The sequence below is a fragment of the Actinoplanes sp. NPDC024001 genome, assembly GCF_040638955.1.
In the GTDB taxonomy this organism is placed as follows: Bacteria; Actinomycetota; Actinomycetes; order Mycobacteriales; family Micromonosporaceae; genus Actinoplanes.
In genome coordinates this window covers 1-4361 of record NZ_JBEZZB010000318.1, presented here as the reverse complement: position 1 = coordinate 4361, position 4361 = coordinate 1, and the positions used below count along the sequence as shown (strand labels likewise).

The window sequence follows — 4361 nt, the reverse complement described above, 5'->3', positions numbered from 1 at the left end:
CGGCGCCGGCCGCACACCAGGTCGGCCTCGCCGGCCCGGACCGGGTCCGCCAGCGCCGGCAGCTGCGCCGGGTCGAAGGACCCGTCGGCGTCCAGCACGCACACCACGCCGTCCGCCGGGTCCGCGGCGACGATCCCGGCGTGCACGGCCGCGCCGTACCCGCGCTGCGGCACGTCGACGACCCGCGCCCCGAACCGGCGGGCCACCTCGGTGGAGCCGTCGGTGGAGCCGTTGTCGGCCAGCACCGGCCGATAGCCGGCCGGCATCCGGGCCAGCAGCCACGGCAGGGCCGCGGCCTCATTCAGGCAGGGCAACACCACATCGGTCATGACCCGGACGTTATGCCTGCTCAGAGCGCCGAGTTCTTACAGAACGAGGACGCCCGCGGCAGTTCTTACGAACCCCTGACGGATCGGCGGGCACCGCTGCCGCGCCCGGTTCGGCGGCCTAGCGTGCCAGGCGTGACCCACATCCTCGTGACCGGCGGCGCCGGCTTCATCGGCTCGCATGTGACCGCCGCTCTGCTCGCCGCCGGCCATGACGTGACGGTGCTCGACTGCGGCCATCCGGCCGCTCATCGCACGCCGCCGCAGGCGCCGCCGGGGGCGGTTCTGCGCCGGGCCGACCTGCGCGACCCGGCCGCGGTCCGCGACGCGCTGCGCGGCGTCGGCGCGGTCGTGCACCAGGCCGCGCTGGTCGGTCTCGGCGCCGGCCCGCAGGACCTTCCGGAGTATGTCGCCTGCAACGATCTGGGCACCGCGGTCCTGCTCGCCGCCATGGCCGAGGCCGAGGTGAAACGCCTGGTGCTGGCCAGCTCGATGGTCGTCTACGGCGAGGGCGCCTACCACTGTGCCCAGCACGGACCGGTGCGGCCGGCGCCGCGCGATCCGGCCGATCTGGCCGCCGGCCGCTTCGAGCCCGGCTGCCCGCACTGCGCGGCGCCGCTGAGCCCCGGCCTGGTCGGCGAGGACGCGCCGGTCGATCCGCGCAACGTCTACGCGGCGACCAAGGTCGCCCAGGAACATCTGGCCGCGAGCTGGGCACGCGAGTCCGGCGCCGCGGTGGCCGCGCTGCGCTACCACAACGTGTACGGCCCCCGCATGCCCCGTGACACCCCCTACAGCGGGGTCGCCGCCATCTTCCGCTCCGCGCTGGAGCAGGGCCGCCCCCCACAGGTCTATGAGGACGGTGGCCAGCGGCGCGACTTCGTCCACGTCGACGACGTGGCGGCGGCCAACGTGGCGGCCCTGCGCGCGGGCGCCGGTTTCCGCGCCTACAACATCGCCTCGGGCAGCCCCGTCACCGTGGGCGAGATGGCCGGCCTGCTCGCGGACGCCTTCGGCGGTCCCCGCCCGCGGACAACCGGCGAATTCCGGCTCGGCGACGTCCGGCACGTGGTCGCCGCACCGGCCCGCGCCGCCGCCGAGCTGGGCTTCCGGGCGGCTGTCACGCCCGCCGACGGGCTGCGGGAGTTCGCGTGCGCGCCGCTGCGCGCCTGAGGCCGGCCACCCTCGCGCGGTGGCCGTCGTCGCGCGGCGACCGGTATGCCCTGCTGGGCGTGATCGCCCTGGTCGTGGCGGCGGCCGTCACCGCTCCGCTGCTCGGCCGGCTGGGGCGGCCGGTGCACGCCTGGGCGGCGCCGCTGTTCGGGCACGTGCTGCCGCACGCCGGCCCCGGCACCCCGGCTGCCGTGCTGGTCGCCGCTGTGGTCGTACGGTGGGGCCCCGCTCTCGCCGGCCGCCTGCCCTGGTCGCGGCTGCTGGCCGCCGGCTGGCTGGCCGCGGTGGCCTGGACCGTCGCCCTGGCCCTGGTGGACGGCTGGCACCGGGGGGTGACCGGCCGCCTGACCACCCGGTTCGAGTACCTGAGCGAGGTGCCCGGGGTGACCGACGTCCCGGCGATGCTGCGCGGGTTCACCGGCCGCATCCTGGACGGCAGCGCCGAGGCGTGGACCACGCACGTGTCCGGTCATCCGCCCGGCGCGCTGCTGGTCTTCGTCGGCCTGGACCGGCTCGGACTGGCCGGCGGCGGCTGGGCGGCCGTGCTGTGCGTGCTGGCCGGCTGCTCGGCGGTGGTGTCGATCGCGGTGACCCTGCGCGCGCTCGGTGACGAGGCGTCCGCCCGGGCGGCGCTGCCGTTCCTGGTGCTGTTCCCCGGCGCGGTGTGGGTGGGCGTGTCCGCCGACGGGCTGTTCGCCGGTGCGGCGGCGGCCGCGCTGGCCCTGCTGGCGGTCGACCTGTCGCGGCCCGCACCGTGGGTGGTCGTGGCCGGCGGGGCCGGTCTCGGCGCGTGCCTGTACCTCTCCTACGGCCTGATCCTGCTCGCCCTGCCGGCCGTCGCGGTCGCCGTGGCGCGGTGGCGCCGCTGCCGGCTCCTGGTCTGGGCGGCGGTGGGCGCGGCGGTGCCGGTGGTGGCGATGACGGTGCTCGGCTTCGACTGGTGGCAGGGCTACGAGCTGGTCAGACAGCGCTACTACCAGGGGCTGGCGAGCGCGCGCCCGTACCCGTACTGGATCTGGGCGAACCTGGCCGCGCTGGCCCTGAGTGCCGGGCCGGCGGCGGCCGCGATCCTGCGCCGGGCCGTGGTCGCCGCCCGCAGCGCGCGCACCGCGCCGGTCCTGCTCTGCCTGGGCGCCGCCGCCGCGATCGTCGCGGCGGACCTGTCGGGGTTGAGCAAGGCCGAGGTGGAGCGCATCTGGCTGCCCTTCGCCGTCTGGCTGCCGGCCGGCGCCGCCCTGCTGCCGGCCGCGGACCGGCGCGGGTGGCTGTGCCTGCAGGCCGGCACCGCGCTGCTGGTGAACCATCTGGTGCTGACCGCCTGGTGACCCGCCGCATAACGACTTTTCAGCGATCAGTTTCTCTGCGTTTCCGCACATCGGGGCCCTATCGTGTGCCGGTGGCGAGAAAGAGCGACAGGGTGGCCGGGCATGAGACTGACGGAAGCGGACGTGTCGGAGATCGTCACCGCGGCACAGCACGGTGACCGGCGGGCGCTCGACCGGCTGATCGAGTCGCACCTGCCGCTGGTCTACAACATCGTGCGGCGGGCCCTCGACGACGACACCGGTGTGGACGACGTCGTGCAGAACACGATGCTGCGGGCCGTGCGGGACCTGCGCGCCCTGCGGACGCCCGGCAGCTTCCGCTCCTGGCTGGCGGCCATCGCGGTCCGGCAGGCCGGTACCTGGCAGCATCAGCGCCGCGCCGTGCGGGAGCGCACCACGGTTCTCGACGACGCCGTCCGCCGGGCCGACCCGAACGCCGGCGTCGAGGACGTCACCGTGTTACGGGCACAGCTCGCCGGGGAGCGGCGGGAGGTCGCCGCGGCGACCCGCTGGCTGGACCCCGACGACCGGACGCTGCTCGCCCTGTGGTGGCAGGAGGTGGCCGGACAGCTGAGCCGCGCCGAGCTGGCCGAGGCCGCCGGGCTCAGCATCGCCCACGCCGGGGTCCGCCTGCAGCGGATGCGCGAACAGCTCGACCTGGCCCGCGCGGTCGTCGCCGCGCTCGCGGTCCGGCCGCCCTGCCCGCAGCTCACCGACGTCATCGCGGGCTGGGACGGGCGGCCCGGCACGCTCTGGCGCAAGCGCATCGCCCGGCACGCGCGGACCTGCCCGGTCTGTTCGGCCGCCGCTCACGACCGGGTTCCGGCCGAGCGCCTGCTGGGAAGCGTGCCGGTGCTCGCCGTACCCCCGGGGCTGCTCGAGGTGACGCTCACCAAGACCGCCACGGTGGGGCTGGCCGGATCGGCGGCGCCGGCGGAATGAACCAGATGTCATCCACCGCCCAGGAAGTGGCTCGCAGTGCAGCGGCGGCGGTCAGCAGTGCCCACAGCGTCAACGATGAAACTGTCAGCGGCCGCGGCCTGGTGCAGTCCCAGCAAGGCAGCATCGCGGCGTTGGCCTCGGAGATCGATCAATCGGTGCGGGTGATCAACCAGTTGGCCATCGACAGCCAATCCATCAGTCGCGTGCTGGAAGTGATCAAGAGCATCGCCGAACAGACCAATTTGCTGGCGCTGAATGCCGCCATTGAGGCCGCGCGTGCCGGTGAGCAAGGACGCGGTTTCGCCGTAGTAGCCGATGAGGTGCGCACTTTGGCCCGGCGTACTCAGCACTCCACCGAGGAAATCGAGCAGATGATTGCCAAGCTCCACAGTGGCGTCGGCGCAGCGGTGAAGGCCATGGGCACCAGCCACGAGATGGCCAATGGCACGGTGGGGCAGTCGGAGAAAGTCCAGCAGGCCCTGGAAAATATCCTCGGCGCGGTAGGCATGATCGTCGACCAGAACCAGCAGATTGCCGCCGCCGTCGAGCAGCAGACTGCCGTGGCCCATGATATCGATCAGAACATCGTCGAGAT

At 74.3% G+C, this 4361-nt stretch carries 5 protein-coding genes; 4 read left to right on the top strand and 1 reads right to left on the bottom strand.

Annotated features, from left to right (window positions below):
- Nucleotides 1–329, bottom strand: a 329-nt coding sequence (locus tag AB0F81_RS50495) for a glycosyltransferase family 2 protein (protein WP_360211495.1), incomplete at its 3' end; no start/stop codon positions are given.
- Nucleotides 330–461: 132 nt separating this feature from the next.
- Between AB0F81_RS50495 and AB0F81_RS50490 the strand changes: the two genes are divergently transcribed.
- From AB0F81_RS50490 to AB0F81_RS50475, 4 genes are all read left to right on the top strand, one after another.
- Nucleotides 462–1499, top strand: a complete 1038-nt coding sequence (locus AB0F81_RS50490; protein WP_360211493.1) for an NAD-dependent epimerase/dehydratase family protein — start codon at nucleotides 462–464, stop codon at nucleotides 1497–1499.
- A gap of 62 nt (nucleotides 1500–1561) precedes the next feature.
- A complete protein-coding gene (locus AB0F81_RS50485; RefSeq protein WP_360211497.1) occupies nucleotides 1562–2824 on the top strand; it encodes a hypothetical protein in 1263 nt (420 codons plus the stop codon).
- Between the two features lie 102 nt (nucleotides 2825–2926).
- The gene (locus AB0F81_RS50480) at nucleotides 2927–3766 is read left to right on the top strand and encodes a sigma-70 family RNA polymerase sigma factor (protein WP_360211491.1); all 840 of its coding nucleotides are present in this window, start codon (nucleotides 2927–2929) and stop codon (nucleotides 3764–3766) included.
- A 5-nt stretch (nucleotides 3767–3771) separates the two neighbouring features.
- Nucleotides 3772–4361, top strand: a 590-nt coding sequence (locus AB0F81_RS50475; RefSeq protein WP_360211489.1) for a methyl-accepting chemotaxis protein, incomplete at its 3' end; no start/stop codon positions are given.